This window comes from Massilia glaciei, assembly GCF_003011895.2.
Lineage (GTDB): Bacteria > Pseudomonadota > Gammaproteobacteria > Burkholderiales > Burkholderiaceae_D > Telluria_A > Telluria_A glaciei.
The window spans coordinates 1-15,932 of record NZ_PXWF02000045.1 but is presented as its reverse complement, the minus strand read 5'-3'; the positions used below and the strand labels follow the sequence as shown (position 1 = coordinate 15,932).

13 protein-coding genes are annotated in these 15,932 nt (G+C 69.1%); 9 read left to right on the top strand and 4 right to left on the bottom strand.

The features are described from left to right. Both C7C56_RS03515 and C7C56_RS03510 read right to left on the bottom strand, forming a co-directional pair. Positions 1-742 (bottom strand): AAA family ATPase (locus tag C7C56_RS03515; RefSeq protein ID WP_146204262.1); only part of this gene is annotated, 742 nt, incomplete at its 3' end. After that, positions 739-1,998: an exonuclease SbcCD subunit D C-terminal domain-containing protein gene (locus C7C56_RS03510; RefSeq protein ID WP_106756112.1), complete on the bottom strand. Its 1,260-nt coding sequence runs from the start codon at positions 1,996-1,998 to the stop codon at positions 739-741. The genes C7C56_RS03515 and C7C56_RS03510, both read right to left, overlap by 4 nt. 178 nt (positions 1,999-2,176) lie before the next feature. On the opposite strand from C7C56_RS03510, the gene C7C56_RS03505 reads away from it, so the two are divergent. The 7 genes from C7C56_RS03505 (at position 2,177) to clpB (ending at position 11,259) form a co-directional block, all read left to right on the top strand. Then, positions 2,177-3,412: a winged helix-turn-helix domain-containing protein gene (locus tag C7C56_RS03505; RefSeq protein WP_106756110.1), complete on the top strand. Its 1,236-nt coding sequence runs from the start codon at positions 2,177-2,179 to the stop codon at positions 3,410-3,412. A 306-nt stretch (positions 3,413-3,718) separates the two neighbouring features. Then, complete coding sequence (locus tag C7C56_RS03500; protein ID WP_106756109.1) at positions 3,719-4,282, top strand: hemerythrin domain-containing protein; 564 nt, start codon at positions 3,719-3,721, stop codon at positions 4,280-4,282. A 209-nt stretch (positions 4,283-4,491) separates the two neighbouring features. Then, positions 4,492-7,053: a DUF349 domain-containing protein gene (locus C7C56_RS03495; RefSeq protein WP_106756108.1), complete on the top strand. Its 2,562-nt coding sequence runs from the start codon at positions 4,492-4,494 to the stop codon at positions 7,051-7,053. A gap of 89 nt (positions 7,054-7,142) precedes the next feature. Next, positions 7,143-7,595 (top strand): molybdopterin synthase catalytic subunit MoaE, encoded by a 453-nt coding sequence (gene moaE, locus C7C56_RS03490; protein ID WP_106756111.1) that lies wholly within the window; start codon positions 7,143-7,145, stop codon positions 7,593-7,595. Further along, entirely contained in the window at positions 7,592-7,966 is a 375-nt protein-coding gene (gene crcB / locus C7C56_RS03485; RefSeq protein ID WP_106756107.1) for a fluoride efflux transporter CrcB, read from the top strand. The genes moaE and crcB overlap by 4 nt, the downstream gene beginning before the upstream one ends. A 73-nt stretch (positions 7,967-8,039) precedes the next feature. Further along, entirely contained in the window at positions 8,040-8,474 is a 435-nt protein-coding gene (gene yiaA / locus C7C56_RS03480; protein WP_106756106.1) for an inner membrane protein YiaA, read from the top strand. A gap of 145 nt (positions 8,475-8,619) precedes the next feature. Further along, the gene (gene clpB / locus C7C56_RS03475) at positions 8,620-11,259 is read left to right on the top strand and encodes an ATP-dependent chaperone ClpB (RefSeq protein ID WP_106756105.1); all 2,640 of its coding nucleotides are present in this window, start codon (positions 8,620-8,622) and stop codon (positions 11,257-11,259) included. Between the two features lie 401 nt (positions 11,260-11,660). Here the strand turns inward: clpB and rraA are convergent, their stop codons facing one another. Further along, positions 11,661-12,155, bottom strand: a complete 495-nt coding sequence (gene rraA, locus C7C56_RS03470; protein ID WP_106756104.1) for a ribonuclease E activity regulator RraA — start codon at positions 12,153-12,155, stop codon at positions 11,661-11,663. A gap of 392 nt (positions 12,156-12,547) precedes the next feature. Between rraA and aceA the strand changes: the two genes are divergently transcribed. Next, positions 12,548-13,795, top strand: coding sequence for an isocitrate lyase (gene aceA, locus C7C56_RS03465; protein ID WP_106756103.1), 1,248 nt, complete (start codon positions 12,548-12,550; stop codon positions 13,793-13,795). A gap of 114 nt (positions 13,796-13,909) precedes the next feature. Here the strand turns inward: aceA and C7C56_RS03460 are convergent, their stop codons facing one another. Next, on the bottom strand, positions 13,910-14,548 hold the full coding sequence (locus C7C56_RS03460) for a cupin domain-containing protein (RefSeq protein WP_181373010.1): 639 nt from the start codon (positions 14,546-14,548) through the stop codon (positions 13,910-13,912). 388 nt (positions 14,549-14,936) lie between these two features. Here C7C56_RS03460 and C7C56_RS03455 point away from each other — a divergent pair. Continuing rightward, a partial coding sequence (locus C7C56_RS03455) for a 23S rRNA (adenine(2030)-N(6))-methyltransferase RlmJ (protein ID WP_229458018.1) occupies positions 14,937-15,932 on the top strand: 996 nt, incomplete at its 3' end.

The window sequence follows — 15,932 nt, the reverse complement described above, 5'->3', positions numbered from 1 at the left end:
CGGCGTCGGCCGCGCCGCTGGCGTGGGCGAGCGCGGCGCGCTCGGGCCCGGCCAGCGGCGCGCGGTCGGCCAGCCGCAGCGTCAGCTGCTGCATCGCGGCCTGCTCGGCCTTGTAGCGTTCGAAGGCGCGCTTCGAGATGGCGCTGTAGATGGCGCTGCCGGTGAGCGTCTCGAGCAGTTCGCCGCGCTCGTTCTCCTCGGTCTTGAGGAAGGCCGAAAACTCGTTTTGCGCCAGCAGCACGGCGCGCGTGAACTGCTCGAACGTGAGGCCGATGCGCTGCGCGATCTCGGCCGCGACCTCGGTCTTGGTGCCGCCGATCGCTTGCAGCCCGGGCAGCTGGTGCAGCGTCATGGCCGACTTTTGCAGCCCGCCGGCGGCCTTGGCGCGGGCCCGCCGCACGCTCCAGCGCGCGCGGTAGCGCAGCGTGTCGTTGCCGACGAAGTCGACCTCCGCATGGGCCTCGGCCGCGCCGCGCCGCAGCAGCGTGCGCGGGTCCTGGGCCGAGACGGTCTCGCCGCCGACGTCGGGCAGCAGGGCGCCGCCGCGCCCGCCCCGAAGCAGGCGCGGCGTGGCGTCGTAGAGCGCCAGGCACAGGGCGTCGAGCAGGGTGCTCTTGCCGGCGCCGGTTGGGCCGCTGATGGCGAACAGGCCGCTCGACGCGAGCGGCTCGCGCTCGAAGTCGACGCAGAACTCGCCCGCCAGCGAGGCCAGGTTCTTGCCGCCGATGCGCAGGATCCTCATGGCGCCTCGCCCGCCGCCGGCAGCATCAGTTCGGCGAAGGCGCTTAGCTGGTCGGCCGGCGCCTCGTCGCCGAAGCGCTGCAGGTACAGCCGCCTGAAGATGTCGTCGGGCTGGAGCTGGGCCAGCTGGTCGAGCGACAGCGCCGGCGCGCCGCCGGCCTCGCCCTGGTGGCTGCGGGTCGGTTCGATCTTGGCCAGGCGCACCGGCTTGCCCTCGATGGCGGCCTCGATGCGCGCGCGCAGGCCCGGCTCGGGGGCATCGAGCAGCACCCGCACCTCGAGCAGCGGCTGGGCGTGCGGCGGCAGCGGCGCCAGCTCGAGCGCGGCCAGTTCGGCCAGCGCCGTCTCCAGCGGGGCCGGGCTGGCCGGCACCCGCAGCAGTTGCACCGCGCGCGGCACCGGCAGCGCGCTGACCGCGGCGGCGGCGCCGTCGGCGGCCAGGTCGACCCGCAGCACCTGGTGCCGGTAGCCGACCTCGGCGAACGAGAGCGGCAGCGGGCTGCCGCTGTAGCGCACCTGCCCGCGCTGGCCGACGCGCTGGGCTAGGTGCAGGTGGCCCAGCGCCACGTACGCGATGCCCGGGTCGAACACGGCCGCCGGCAGCGCCTCGGCGCCGCCGATGACGATGCGGCGCTCCGACTCGAGCGAGGCCTGGCCGTCGACCATGTGGCAGTGGCCCATCGCGACGATCGCCTGGCCCGGCGCGCGGCGCGCGTCGGCCAGCGCGTAGGCCTGCCGGTAGAGCAGGGCGATGCCGTCCAAATACTGGTCGGCCGGCGCCGCCTCGGCCGCGCCCGCGCCCGCGCGCGGCACGTCGCCCGGGCGCAGGAACGGGATCGCCAGGCACCAGGCGCGCACCGCGCCCGACTTGTCGCTCAGCGGCACGAGCATGCGTTCGATGTCGATCTGGCCGCCGGCGTCGCGCAGCACGTGCCCGATCACGGCCGTGCCGTACGCCTCGAGCAGGGGCGCGGGCGCCTCGATGCGGCCGGGCGAATCGTGGTTGCCGGCGATGATGACGATGTCGAGCCGCGGCGCGCGCTGGCGCGCCTGCTGCAGGAAGCGGTACAACTGCTTTTGCGCCGCGGCCGAGGGGTTGGCGTTGTCGAACACGTCGCCGGCGACCAGCAGCGCGTCGGCCTGCTCGGCCACGATGGTGTCGAGCAGCCAGTCGAGGAAGCACTGGTGCTCGTAGCCGCGTTCGAAATTGTGCAGGGTCTGGCCGAGGTGCCAGTCGGAGGTGTGCAGCAGGCGCATCATTGTGCTTGTAGGGGGAGCCAAGCCTGCACTATAGCGCAACGCGGCGCCGGCGCGGGGCGCGCCACGGCCGCGGTTGCGCCGCGATTGCGCCGCGATCGCCGCCGCCCCGGCGGGTCCGCCAAATAAATACCGGGCGGCGCGCGCATGGCGGGCGCGGCATGACTAGAATGCTGGGATGAACGAACCGACATTCACCATCGCGGCGGCGCGCGCGCTGCACCTCGCGGCCCAGGGCATGCTCGCGCCGCGCCGCCGCAGGGCGGTCAAGGCCGACCTGATGGACGCCATCCGCGCCATGGGCGTGCTCCAGATCGACACCATCAGCGTCGTCGCGCGCAGCCCCTACCTGGTGCTGTGGAGCCGTCTCGGCGACTACGAGCCGGCCTGGCTCGAGCAGCACCTGGCCGAGGGCCGGCTGTTCGAATACTGGGCGCACGAGGCCTGCTTCGTGCCGATCGAGGACTACGGCCTGTACCGGCACCGCATGCTCGACCCGGCCAAGATGGGCTGGAAGTATTCCGAGAGCTGGATGCGCGAGCGCGCCGGCGAGGTCGAGGCGGTGCTGGCGCACATCCGCCACAACGGCCCGACCCGCTCGGCCGATTTCGAGCGCACCGACGGCCAGGCCGGCGCCTGGTGGGGCTGGAAGCCCGAAAAACGCTCGCTCGAGGTGCTGTTCACGTCGGGCGCGCTGATGATCGCGCGGCGCCACAACTTCCAGCGCGTGTACGACCTGGCCGAGCGCGTGCACCCGGGCTGGGACGAGGCGGACAAGCCGTCCGACGCTGCGGTGCAGCGCCAGTTCGCGCTGCGCGCGGTCAAGGCGATCGGCATCTGCAAGGCGGCCTGGATCCCCGACTACCACCGCACCCGGCGCCCGCACGTCGACCCCGAGGCGCTGGTGGCCGAGGGCGCCCTGCTGCGCGCGCGCGTGCAGGGCTGGGACGAGCCGGTGTACGTCCATCCCGAGCACATGGCGCCGGCGCTGCGCGCGCTGGCCGGCGAACTCGCGCCCACCCTGACGAGCGTGCTGTCGCCGTTCGACCCGGTGGTGTGGGACCGGCGCCGCGCGCTCGAGCTGTTCGGCTTCGACTACCGGCTCGAATGCTACACCCCGGCCGAAAAGCGCCGGTACGGCTACTTCACGCTGCCGTTGCTGCGCCGCGGCGCGCTGGTGGGCAGGGTCGACGCCAAGGCGCACCGGCGCGACGGCGTGTTCGAACTCAAGTCGCTGGTGCTCGAGCCGGGCGAGCGCGCGAGCGCGCGCTTCACGCGCGACATCGCCGCCGCGCTGGCGCGTTGCGCGCGCTGGCATGGCTGCCCGCGCGTCACCGTCACGCGCACGCTGCCGGCCGGGTTCGCTCCGGCGCTCGAGGCGGCGCTGGCGCAGGGCGCGCCGGCGGACGATTAGTTGGTCTGCGGCGGGTCCAAAATAAGTTCAGCCCGCCCGAAATGCACGCGCGTTCAGGGCGCCAAGGGGCCGGCCGGCGCTTGTGCTAGATCAAACCGCGCATGTCGGAGTTCTTTACACTGGTTTCTCCGGGCTTACGGAGCAATGCAAGCATAACGAGTTCCAAGCCTGTCCAAACTCCCCGCCAACTGCCAGCCGCCACCGAAGCGGCCCGGTCTTGTGCAGGTGTGATATTTCTGAGGAGAGCGAATGTTAACGGCGACTTATACATTGGTTGCGCTATCGGTTGAACAAGCGAGCGTCCGCGTGAGCCTGCAAACCCTGCAAAAGCTACTGCAATCGAACTTCCTGACCCAAACCGCATTGACCCAAGGCCAGGTCAACCACACTTTCCACGCAGTCCAGCGCCTTTACGACACCTGCCGCTGGCGCAAGATCGAAATGTTCCTCATCCCCGCCATCCGGCGCACCACGCACGACGCCGATCAACTCCTGCCCGACCTCGACTGCCTGAGCCAGGCCGCCGCCAAGTCGATGGAGGCGCTCTCCGACGGCCTCGGCGGCACCATGGTCGACTGCGAGGCGAAGGTCGCCAACTTCTGCGCCTGCGTCGAAACATTCTGCAGCGCGCTGCTCAAACGCCTCGAACGCGAAGAGAAAGAACTGTTCCCCGTCGCGCGCGCCGTCATCTCGGGCGAGACCTGGTTCTCCCTCGCCAACCAAATGCTCGCGCACGACGCCCACCGCCAGGAGAGCAAGGCGACGGCGGCGCCGGCCGCCGCCGCCGGCAAGCGAGGCCGCGCGCGCGCGCCCCGTACCGAGGTCGAACACCTGCACGACGATCCGTTTTCGGCCGTCTATGCCCATTGACGGCGCAAGGCCGGGGCCGGCCACTGTCGCCGGCGCCGCTGGCGCGCCGGGCCACGGCACCGACGCCCCGCGCCACGGCCCCGACGCGGCCCCGACGCGGCGTGCGCCCGCCACTACGGCCGGTAGCGCCAAGCGCGACGATGACGATCGCACCGTTTGCCCCCCGAGTTCTTGCTATGATGGTGGTTTTGAATGATTGATCCCACGTCATGTTCGAATTCCTTTTCAAGCGGCCGGGCGACAAGCCCGCCGCCGCGCCTGCCGCGCCAAGCGTGCCGCTGAACCAGCCAAACGAGGCCGCCGCGCAGCGCGCGCAGCAGGCCGACAAGGTCAAGGCGCTGGCCGGCGACGAAGCCGCCGCCGCCGACTTCATCGTGCAATCGACGTTTTCCGAGTTGCGCCTTGCCGCGGCCGAGTTCATCCATTCCCCGGTCCACCTCGAGCGCGTGCACGCCGCGATGCGCAACACCGACCGCCGCGTCGCCAAGCTGATGCAGTCGCGGCTCGACGCGATCCGCCACCACGACGCCGAGATCGCCAAGGCGCAGGCCTGCCTGGCGCAGGCCGACGCCATGCTCGCCGACGCCCAGCTCACGCCCAACCAGGTGGCCGCGCTCGACCGTGCCTGGTCGGTCATCGCAGCGCCCGAGCTCGGGGACCGTTTCGCGGCCGCGCGCGCGGCCCTGGCCGAGCGGCTCGGGGCGCAGGTGGCACTCCAGCGCGGCGTGATCGACAGCCTGGCCAGCCTGCGCCAGCTCGGCGATGACGCCATGCCGGCCGCCGAGCTGGCGCAGCGCCTCGACGATCTGGCCGGGTCCCACGCGGCGGCCCTGGCCGCGCCCGAACACGCGACGCTGCCGCGCACCCTGCTCAGGGAATTCGCGGCCGAGCATGCGCGGCTGACCCAGGCGCTCGCCGCGCGGCCCCAGCAACAGGCGGCGCCCGATGCGGCGCCCGCCTCGTCGGCGCCAGCGGCTGGGGACCCGTCGGCGGCGTCGGACCCGTCCGAGGGCGCCGCCACCGATGCCGCCTCCGATGCCGCTACCGATGCCGCTACCGATGCTGCCACCGGCGCCGCCACCGATTTCGGTACCAATGCAGGCGCCGCCGCGCCGGCCCCATCCCCGGCCGGCGCCGCCCCGGCGCCCAGGGCCCCGCGCGAGAAGCGGCCCGCGGCCCCGGCGCTGCCGCCCGACCAACACTTCCTCGACACGCTCGAGGCGATGGAGGCGGCGGTCGAAAACGGATCGCTCGCCAACGCGGGCGAACTCGACAAGGTGCTCAAGGATGTCAAGGGCGTGCGCCTGCCGCCGGCCGTCTCCGAGCGCCTGGCGCACGCGCGCGCCGAACTCAAACGCTTGTCGGACTGGGCGCGCTGGGGCGGCAACGTCTCGCGCGAGGAACTGGTCAAGGCGGTCGAGCAACTGCCGGCGCTGCAACTCGGAATCGCCGAGCTGGCCAAAAAAGTCGGCAGCATGCGCGAGCGCTGGAAGGGCCTCGACACCCTGTCCGGCCCTGCCCCGCGGAGCCTGTGGGAGCGTTTCGACGCCGCCTGCACCACCGCCTACGCGCCCGCCGCCGCCCACTTCAAGCAGCTGGCCGGGGAGCGCCAGGCCAACGCCGCCAAGGCGCAGGCGCTGGTGGCCGAGGCTGCCAAGCACGCGGCCGAGCTGGCCGGCGCCGAAAACGCCGACTGGAAGCAGCTCGCGGCCACGGTGCAGCGCCTGCGCCAGGCCTGGGGCCACCTGGGCGCGATCGACCGCAAAGAGAAAAAGCGCATCGAGCACGAGTTCGACGCCGCCCTCGATGCGCTGCAGGCGCCGCTGGCGCGGCAGCGCTCGGGCGCGGTCGCGCTGCGCGAGGAACTGATCGCGCAGGCGGGCGCGCTCAACGCGCAGGAGCGCAACGCGCTCGACACCCTGCGCGCGCTGCAGGAGCGCTGGCAGGAGCACGCGCGCGCGCTGCCGCTCGAGCGCAAGACCGAGCAGGCGCTGTGGGTGCGCTTCCGCGCCGCCTGCGACGCCGTGTTCGCCAAGCGCAAAGAGAGCGCGCACGCGGCCGACGCCGAGCGGCGCGCCCACGAACTGGCCAAAGAGGCGATCTGCGAACGCCTCGAGAGCGCCGCGCCCACGCTCGACGCGGCCGGCGCCGGCAAGCTGCTGCGCGAGGCGGCCGCCGAATGGAGCGCGGTCGGCCCGGTGCCGCGCGCGCACGAGGCGCGGATCGACAAACGCCACCAGGAGGCGATCGCCGCCGTCCAACAACATCTCGACGCGGCCAAACGCAATGCGAGCATGGCCCAGGCCGGCGCGCTGCGCGAAAAGCTGCGCCTGTGCCAGGCCCTCGAAGCGGCCGTGGAGGGGCAGGGCGGCGCCGGCGGCGGCGCCGACTGGAGCGCGCGCTGGTCCGCCCTGGCGCCGCTGGCCAAGGAGTACGAGCGCGCGCTGCAACAGCGCTTCGACGCCGCCCTGGGCGCGCTCGAAAACGGCCGCGAGGCCTACGCCGCCGCGCTGGCGGGCAACCGCGAGCGCCTGATGCGCGAAGTGCTGCGCCTCGAGATCGCGCTCGGCGTCGACAGCGGCAGCGAGTTTGCGCGCGAGCGCCTCAAGCTGCAGGTCGAGGTGCTGCAGTCCTCGCTCAAGTCGGGCAGCAAGCCGCTGACCGAGGCGGCCCAGTTCGTGCAGCTGTGCGCGATGCCGGCGCTGCTCGACGAGCGCACCGCGAGCCGCATCGAGCAGCTGTTTTCGCGCGTCGGCAAGGACCGCGCGTGAATCCGCAGCCCAATGCGCAGCCCGATGCGCGGCTCGATGCTCAGCTCGATGCTCAGCTCGATGCTCAGCGCAATGCGCAGGCCGGCCAGGTGCGGGTCCAGCGCGCCGACTTCGACCTCACGGCCGAACTGGCCCTGCTGCGCGCCGGTGACGCCAGCGCCGGCGCAGTGGTCAGCTTCGTGGGCACGGTGCGCGACATGAACGAGGGTGCCAGCGTGGCCGCGATGGAGCTCGAGCACTACCCCGGCATGACCGAAAAGTCGATCGAGCAGATCGTCGCGCGCGCGATGGCGCGCTGGCCGCTGCTCGGCGCGCGCGTGGTGCACCGCATCGGCCCGTTGCTGCCGGCCGAGCAGATCGTGCTCGTCGCGTGCAGCTCGGCGCACCGCGGCGACGCCTTCGCGGCCTGCGAATTCATCATCGACTACCTCAAGACCGAGGCCCCGTTTTGGAAGAAGGAGCAGACGCCGGAAGGCGCGCGCTGGGTCGACGCCCGCGTCAGCGACGACCACGCGCTGTCGCGTTGGTCCGCCGGCCAATGAGCTGGCTGGCGGTCGGGCTCGGCGCGGCGCTCGGCGCGTGGCTGCGCTGGGGCCTGTCGTTGTGGCTCAACCACCTGCACCCGCACCTGCCGCTGGGCACCGTGGCCGCCAACCTGGGCGGCGGCTTTGGCGTCGGCCTGCTGATGGGCGTGTTCGCGGCCCATCCGGGCCTCGGACCCGAATGGCGCTTGTTCGCCATCACCGGCCTGCTCGGCGGGCTGACCACGTTTTCGTCCTTTTCGGGCGAGGCCATGCTGCTGCTCGAGCGCGGCCAGTACGGCTGGGCGCTGGGCCATTCGGCCCTGCACCTGGCCGGTTCGATTGTTTGTTGCATCGCCGGGTATGCCACCTGGCGCGCCTTGTCGTCCTGAGTCCCGTCGTCCTGAGTCCCGTCGTCCCGAGTCCTGTCGTCCCGCGTCACAACCACCTGGAAGGAATAAAACCATGTCAACACAGCAATCCAACCGTCCCACCGGCGCCTTCGTCGGCGCCTCCTGGCTCGCGATGGCGATCGGCGCGGGCGTCTATCTGGTCGGCGTCTGGAACGCGGCCATGGGGCTCAATGAGAAGGGGTACTACCTGACTTTGCTCATGTACGGCCTGTTCGCCTCGGTCTCGTTGCAAAAATCGGTGCGCGACCGGCTCGAGGGCATCAAGGTCACCGGCATCTACTTTGGCCTGTGCTGGATCTCGGTCGGGATGTGCCTGCTGCTGCTGACGGTCGGCCTGTGGAACGCGACGCTGGCGTCGAGCGAGAAGGGCTTTTTTGCCATGTCGTTCGTGCTGGCCCTGTTCGGCGCCGTCGCGGTGCAAAAGAACGTGCGCGACATCGCGCTGGCCGACGCCCAGGCGGGACCGGCCGGCAGGGCCATGGACTAAATTTGTCACGGGTCGACCCCGTCGGTCCTGACAATCCTGACAATTTTGACAATAATGGCGCCCAGGGGCGCCATTATTGTATTGAAAATGCCGCGCTCCATCCCAATCTGTTCTGTATAAACCAGACACAATCGGGAGCAACACCATGCGGCAAGACAAACTCACCACCAAGCTCCAGGAGGCCATCTCCGATGCGCAAAGCCTGGCAGTCGGCAACGAGAACCAATACATCGAACCGGTCCACCTGCTCGCGGCCCTGCTCGGCCAGGACGACGGCGGCGCGCGCTCGCTGCTGCAGCGCGCCGGCACCAATGTCGGCGCCCTGAGCAACGGGCTCAAGGCCGCGTTCGAGCGCCTGCCCAAGGTCTCGGGCACGGGCGGCGAGACCCAGGTCGGCCGCGAGCTCATGGCCATGCTCAACCTGGCCGACAAAGAGGCGCAAAAGCGCGGCGACCAGTTCGTTTCGAGCGAAATGATCCTGCTCGCGCTGACCGACGACAAATCCGACGCTGGGCGCCTCGCGCGCGAGGCCGGCCTGACGCGCAAGGCGCTCGAGACGGCGGTGCAGGCGGTGCGCGGCGGCGAGGGCGTCAATTCGCAGGAGGCCGAGGGCCAGCGCGAGGCGCTCAAAAAATACACGATCGACCTGACCGAGCGCGCCCGCCTGGGCAAGCTCGACCCGGTCATCGGGCGCGACGACGAGATCCGGCGCGCGATCCAGGTGCTGCAGCGGCGCACCAAGAACAACCCGGTGCTGATCGGCGAGCCGGGGGTGGGCAAGACCGCCATCGTCGAGGGCCTGGCCCAGCGCATCATCAACGGCGAGGTGCCCGAGTCGCTCAAGGGCAAGCGCGTGCTCTCGCTCGACATGGCAGCGCTGGTGGCCGGCGCCAAGTTCCGCGGCGAGTTCGAGGAGCGCCTCAAGGCCGTGCTCAAGGAGCTGGCCCAGGACGAGGGCCAGACCATCGTCTTCATCGACGAGATGCACACGATGGTCGGCGCCGGCAAGGCCGAGGGTTCCATGGACGCGGGCAACATGCTCAAGCCGGCGCTCGCGCGCGGCGAGCTGCACTGCGTGGGCGCGACCACGCTCGACGAATACCGCAAATACATCGAAAAGGACGCCGCGCTCGAGCGCCGCTTCCAGAAGATCATCGTCGACGAGCCCAGCGTCGAGGCCACCATCTCGATCCTGCGCGGGCTGCAGGACAAATACGAGCTGCACCACAAGGTCGAGATCACCGACGCGGCCATCATCGCCGCCGCCGAGCTGTCGCACCGCTACATCACCGACCGCTTCCTGCCCGACAAGGCGATCGACCTGATCGACGAGGCGGCCTCCAAGATCAAGATCGAGATCGACTCCAAGCCCGAGGTCATGGACAAGCTCGAGCGGCGCATCATCCAGCTCAAGATCGAGCGCGAGGCCGTCAAGAAGGAGAAGGACGAGGCCTCGCGCCGCCGCATCGAGCTCATCGAGGCCGAGATCGCGCGCCTCGAGCGCGAGTATAACGACTTCGAGGAGATCCTCAAGGCCGAAAAGGCGGTGGTGCAGGGCAGCACCCACATCAAGGAGGAGATCGAGCGGGTGCGCCTGCAGATGGAGCAGGCCACGCGCGAGAGCAACTGGCAGCGGGTCTCGGAGCTCCAGTACGGCAGGCTGCCCGAGCTCGAGGCGCGCCTCAAGCACGCCGACACCGCCGCCGAGACCGGCGCCGCGGCCGACAAGCCGCGCCTGCTGCGCACCCAGGTCGGGGCCGAGGAGATCGCCGAGGTGGTCTCGCGTGCGACCGGCATCCCGGTCTCGCGCATGCTGCAGGGCGAGCGCGACAAGCTGCTGCACATCGAGGAAAAGCTGCACGAGCGGGTGGTCGGCCAGGATGAGGCGATCACCGCCGTGGCCGACGCGATCCGGCGTTCGCGCGCCGGCCTGGGCGACCCGAACCGCCCGTACGGCTCGTTCATGTTCCTCGGGCCCACGGGGGTCGGCAAGACGGAGCTGTGCAAGTCGCTCGCCTCGTTCCTGTTCGACACCGAGGAGTCGATGATCCGCATCGACATGAGCGAATTCATGGAGAAGCATTCGGTCGCGCGCCTGCTGGGCGCGCCGCCGGGCTACGTCGGCTACGACGAGGGCGGCTACCTGACCGAGGCGGTGCGGCGCAAACCGTACAGCGTGATTTTGTTTGACGAGATCGAAAAGGCGCACCAGGACGTGTTCAACGTGCTGCTGCAGGTGTTGGATGACGGCCGCATGACGGACGGGCAGGGCCGCACGGTCGACTTCAAAAACACCGTCATCGTGATGACCTCGAACCTCGGCTCGCACAAGATCCAGTCGATGGACAGCGACGACCCGGGCGTGGTCAAGCTGGCCGTCATGGCCGAGGTGCGCTCGCATTTCCGGCCCGAGTTCATCAACCGGATCGACGAGATCGTCGTGTTCCACGCGCTCGACGAGAAGCACATCGGCGCGATCGCCAAGATCCAGCTCAAGCACCTCGAGCAGCGCCTGGGCAAGATGGAGATGACGCTCGACATGTCCGACGAGGCCCTGCAAAAAATCGCCGAGGCCGGCTACGACCCCGTGTACGGCGCGCGCCCGCTCAAGCGCGCGATCCAGCAGCAGATCGAAAATCCGCTGTCGAAGCTGATCCTGTCGGGGCGGTTCGGGCCGAAGGACGTGGTGCCGGTGCGCGTGCGCGACGGGCACATCGCGTTCGACGCCGCGCCGGCCGATCAGGCCGGGGGGCCGTACCTGAGCAAGGCGCCCGCCGAAGCCTGAGAGGCTGAGAGTCTTTCGACCATGCCCGCTCAGCTCGCCGGAAAGCGCCCGCTCGTCGTTGCAAATGCTCGCCATAGCCCGAGCTATGGCTGTGCTTTGCGCCTCGATCGGCCACCTTCTGGCGCGCTGCTCGGCCACGTCCGAAAAACTCTCAGCCTCTGAGCCGGCCGCCGCTCCGACAACGACGTCATCCGGATGCGGGGATCCATGGAACGGTAGCTCAAAGCAACTGTTCTATGGGTCCTCGCATCCGCGAGGACGATGTTGGCTATTGCTGGACAAGTTCAATCAACACTATTTCTGTTGCGACCAAAGCGTTTGACGGGCGCCGGTTTTTGCCTTCCCGCGCCCGCCTCAGAGGCTGAGAGTTTTTCGGGCGTGATCGAAAGACTCTCAGCCTCTCAGTCGAGCTTTTGCGCCGCCACCAGCACCCCGTCAAGGTCGGCGTAAATCCAATCGCCCGGATTGACCGCCACGCCACTGATGAACACGCGCTCGTTGCGCGTGCCCGCGCCGCTCCTGCCGCTGCGCTGCGGATGCGTGGCGAGCGCGCGCACGCCGATGTCGCAGGCGTCGATCTCGGCGCTGTCGCGCACGCAGCCGTCGACGATGATCCCGGCCCAACCCCGGTCCCTGGCCAGCACCGCCAGTTGGCCGCCGACGAGCGCGCGCCGCAAGCTGGCGCCGCCGTCGATGACGAGCACGTTGCCGTTGCCGGGCGCTTCGAGCGTCGAGCGCACCAACGCGTTATCCTCGAACACCTTCAAGGTCGTGGCGCGCCCGCTGAAGCTGGCGCGTTGCCCGAAGCGCCGGAACACCGGCGGCAGCGCGTGCAGGAGGCCCTCCTCGAGCAGTTGGGGATGTTCGTCGCACAGGTCGGTCGTGAAAAAAGTCATGGCAGGTCCAATCGTTAGTGGAAGGTGGGCAAGGCGGGCATAGTTAACGCAAGCATATTTTATGCCGATTCCATGCCGATTCCACTTGCCGATGCCGCGTGCCGGCGCCGCCTCGCCCGGACCGCGCCCGCGCACCTGCGCAGTCAATCGGCGCCATTTCATCTGACAGGACCAGCATTCCGCATCATGGGATGATGCCCGAATCCTTGCCGAAAACATCTTCCATTGTGAGAAATTTTGTTCCGCATCGTGGGATTGCTTTTTCAAACGTTTGATTATTAATCGATTTAACTGGCTTATATGTCTTATATAAGACAATTGCTGCCATGCACAAACAAGCCTATGATTTGTAGAAGGATTTCGCTTTTCAATATCGCATCTAGGAGGACACCATGGCAACGCGTGAACAGCAGGCGGCAGCCTTGCAGGCAGACTGGGACGGCAATCCGCGCTGGACGGGCGTGGTGCGCAATTACACGGCAGCCGACGTGGTGCGGCTGCGCGGATCGCTCGCGATCGAACACACGCTCGCCAAGCGCGGCGCCGAGAAATTATGGAGCCTGTTCAACCACGAGTCCTACGTCAACGCGCTCGGCGCCGTGACGGGCAACCAGGCCTTGCAGCAGGTCAAGGCGGGCTTGAAGGCGGTCTACCTGTCGGGCTGGCAGGTGGCCGGCGACGCCAACGCGGCCGGCGAGATGTACCCGGACCAGTCGCTGTATCCGGCCAATTCGGTGCCGCTGGTGGTGCGCCGCATTAACAACGCCTTCCTGCGCGCCGACCAGATCCAATGGGCCGAAGGCAAGGGCGACATCGATTACTTCGCCCCCATCGTGGCCGGCGCCGAAGCCGGTTTCGGCGGCGCGCTCAACGCCTACGAACTGATGAAGACGATGATCGACGCGGGCGCGGCCGGGGTCCACTTCGAAGACCAGCTGGCCTCGGTGAAAAAATGCGGCCACATGGGCGGCAAGGTGCTGGTGCCGACCCGCGAAGCGGTCGAGAAACTGGCCGCGGCGCGCCTCGCGGCCGACGTCATGGGCACCCCGACGCTCGTGATCGCGCGCACCGACGCCGAGGCGGCCGACCTCCTGACGTCCGACATCGACGCGCGCGACCAGCAGTTCTGCACCGGCGAACGCACGGTCGAGGGCTTTTATAAAACCCGGCCCGGGATCGAACAAGCCGTCGCGCGCGCGATCGCCTACGCCCCGTTCGCAGACCTGGTCTGGTGCGAGACGGGCAAGCCGGACCTCGCCTTCGCCAAGCGCTTCGCCGAGGCCGTGCACGCGAAATTTCCCGGCAAGATGCTCGCCTATAACTGCTCGCCCTCGTTCAACTGGAAGAAAAACCTCGACGACGCGACGATCGCCAAGTTCCAGAAGGAGCTCGGCGCGATGGGGTACAAGTTCCAATTCGTCACGCTGGCCGGCTTCAACGCGCTCAACTATGGCATGTTCAAGCTCGCGCACGGCTACGCGCGGCGCCAGATGACGGCCTTCGTCGAATTGCAGGAGGCCGAATTCGCCGCCGCCGCCAAGGGCTTCACGGCCGTCAAGCACCAGCGCGAGGTGGGCACGGGCTACTTCGACGCCGTCGCCCAGACCATCGGGCAGCATCAAAGCTCGGCCACGCCCTAGCACGGCTCGACCGGGAAGGCGCAGTTCTTCGACGAGAAGCGGGTCGCTTGAAGCGGGGTCGCTTGCACCGGGTCGCTTGGAGCGGCCGGCGTGACGGGGAGGGCGCCGGCCCCGTCAGCGCCGCTCGAGCATCATCGGCGAGGCCATCGGGTGCGCGTCCAGCGCGAAGCCCGATTCGGCCAGCGCGGCGGCGAACAGATGGCACAGCTTTTCGGCCGCGTGTTCCTTGCTGACCGCGCCGCGGCGCTCGAACGCGGTCTCGAAGAAGCGGTCGGCGGTTTCGCGCAACACGCGCAGCAGCGGATTGCCGACGTCGAGCGTGAGCCCGGCCAGCGCCTCGACCCCGGGGCGGATCGCGCAGACCACGTCGGCCGGAAAAATGATCACCGTCTGCTCGAACGAGGCGTCGAACGCGAGCTCGTAGCAGCGCTTGCTGCTGCAAAACGCCATCTCGCCCTTGCGCAGCAGCGCCTCGCGCCCGTCCTGGCGCAGCACGCCGGTGCCGCTGCGCTGGATGCTGAGCAGGAAATGCTCGCGGTTGTCGCGCGCGAGGACGGCCTTGGTGCGGATCACGCACTGGCCGTGCGCCTCGATGTGGGCGATGTCGACGTCGCCGATGCGGCGCTGGTGGATCGAGCTCTGGAAGCGCGCCGGGGCGTCGCCTTGCGCCGTCGATTCGACCTCGATCAGGTGGCGGCAGATCAGGTCGGCCCACAGCGGCGGCGCGGCCGCCGCTTCCGCCGCCGGGGCCATGGTGGTTGGGTTCCTGGATTCCTGCGCGGAGTGATTTCCCATCTTCTTTCTCCTGGTAAATATCGGTCGCCCAGTGTTCCTTATACGCCAATTCGTTCTATGTGGCACGCACATCCATACCAATAGCACAATAATTGTTGCTTTTGGGCCACGCGAGGCGCGGTGGCGCGCGGCGCCGCCGGATGCCCGCCGGCGGCGCCGGCGGCGGCCGGAACAGCCGATAATATCGGGCCGGAGGCCATTTTGGTAGATAATGGTGTTAATTCCGCACTCCCCGCCGAGGGGACGCGCGCGCCGTCGACACCCCTTTTTATGGAAATCCCTTGCTATGTTGAGCTACCGCCACGCCTTTCACGCGGGTAATCACGCCGACGTTCTGAAGCATTTCGTGCAAATCCAGCTGCACGAATACCTCAATCAGAAAGACACCGCCTACACCTACATCGACACCCACTCGGGCGCCGGCGTGTACGCGCTCGACGGCGGCTACGCGTCCAAGAACGCCGAGTACGAAACCGGCATCGGCCCGTTGTGGGAGCGCAAGGACCTGCCCAAGCCGCTGGCCGACTACGTCAACCTGGTCAAGGCGCTCAACCCGAGCGGCAAGATGCGCTACTACCCCGGTTCGCCGTATTGCGCCGACAAGTTCATGCGCGAGCAGGACCGCCTGCGCCTGTTCGAGCTCCATCCCGCCGACAGCAAGCTGCTGGCCGATAATTTCCGCAAGGTCGCCGAGCACGCCGCGGCCCAGGGCGAGCGCCCGAGCACGCGCGGCAAGCGGGTGCTGATCGAGCGCGGCGACGGCTTCCACGGCCTCAAGACGCTGCTGCCGCCGCCGTCGCGCCGCGCGATGGTCCTGATCGACCCGCCGTACGAGGACAAGCAGGACTACCGCAAGGTGCGCGACGCGCTGGAGGACGCGCTCGAGCGCTTTCCGACTGGAATCTACGCGGTCTGGTATCCGCTGCTCCAGCGCATGGAGTCGCGCGTGTTCGCCGACAAGCTCAAGCGCCTGCCGGCCAAGGAGTGGCTCAACGTCACGCTGACCGTGACCACCCCCGGCCCCGACGGCTTCGGCTTGCACAGCAGCGGCATGTTCATCCTCAACCCGCCGTACACGCTCGAGCCGACGCTGCGCCAGATCATGCCCTACCTGGTGCAGGTGCTGGGCAAGGACGCGGACGCGACCTTCGTGATCGAAAAGGGCACCCAGATGACCGGCTCGGCCAGCACGCGGCTGGCCGCCAACGGCAGCGCGCGGGTGCCGGTCGGGCGCGCGCGCGCGGCCAGTCCGCTGTCGGGCACGGGCAGCCTGCGCCTCAAGGGGCAGGCCCCGGCCGGCACCCCGGGCGCCGAGAAGCAGGCGCGCGACGCCGCGCTGGCC

What these genes read in the sequence shown, in the direction of transcription:
- aceA (WP_106756103.1), top strand. Translation starts at nt 12,548, where the DNA reads ATGGCAACGCGTGAACAGCAGGCGGCAGCCTTGCAGGCAGACTGGGAC.
- crcB (WP_106756107.1), top strand. Translation starts at nt 7,592, where the DNA reads ATGAGCTGGCTGGCGGTCGGGCTCGGCGCGGCGCTCGGCGCGTGGCTG.
- C7C56_RS03510 (WP_106756112.1), bottom strand. Translation starts at nt 1,998, where the DNA reads ATGCGCCTGCTGCACACCTCCGACTGGCACCTCGGCCAGACCCTGCAC.
- rraA (WP_106756104.1), bottom strand. Translation starts at nt 12,155, where the DNA reads ATGACTTTTTTCACGACCGACCTGTGCGACGAACATCCCCAACTGCTC.
- C7C56_RS03505 (WP_106756110.1), top strand. Translation starts at nt 2,177, where the DNA reads ATGAACGAACCGACATTCACCATCGCGGCGGCGCGCGCGCTGCACCTC.
- C7C56_RS03460 (WP_181373010.1), bottom strand. Translation starts at nt 14,548, where the DNA reads ATGGCCCCGGCGGCGGAAGCGGCGGCCGCGCCGCCGCTGTGGGCCGAC.
- yiaA (WP_106756106.1), top strand. Translation starts at nt 8,040, where the DNA reads ATGTCAACACAGCAATCCAACCGTCCCACCGGCGCCTTCGTCGGCGCC.
- C7C56_RS03495 (WP_106756108.1), top strand. Translation starts at nt 4,492, where the DNA reads ATGTTCGAATTCCTTTTCAAGCGGCCGGGCGACAAGCCCGCCGCCGCG.
- clpB (WP_106756105.1), top strand. Translation starts at nt 8,620, where the DNA reads ATGCGGCAAGACAAACTCACCACCAAGCTCCAGGAGGCCATCTCCGAT.